The organism is Photobacterium aphoticum (assembly GCF_001029435.1).
GTDB classification, from domain to species: domain Bacteria; phylum Pseudomonadota; class Gammaproteobacteria; order Enterobacterales; family Vibrionaceae; genus Photobacterium; species Photobacterium aphoticum.
On the sequence record NZ_LDOV01000107.1, the window covers coordinates 1 to 295 of the forward strand.

General features: G+C 56.6%; 1 pseudogene. It reads right to left on the reverse strand.

Going from position 1 to position 295, the window contains the following annotated elements:
- Window positions 1-251 (reverse strand): annotated as a pseudogene (locus ABT58_RS23235) (cytochrome C biogenesis protein); the annotation flags it as partial.
- Window positions 252-295 lie beyond the last annotated feature (44 nt).

A 295-nucleotide genomic window follows, 5' to 3' on the forward strand; every position in this document is an offset into this window, starting at 1 on the left:
GGTGTTGACCAGCGATCAGCGGTCATCCTTCCGGCGATTAAGCCGCCGCCCGAGGCGAGCACCAGAAAAGCCAGTGTATAAATTACCGGTTTACGGCCTTTTACCCGTCCAAGTTGCCATAGCAGGGTAAGCAATAGGGCGGCCGCGAATGCAGCCACCATGGCTGGGCTGAAGAAGCTGGTCATCAGGCTGATAAGCCAAAGACTGGTGGCAAGCATCATCAGGCCAAACAGGGCGTTGACCTTGTTCATCCACATGCCAGGTTTCGGAAACAAGCCGGCTAGGTGGGGGAAGG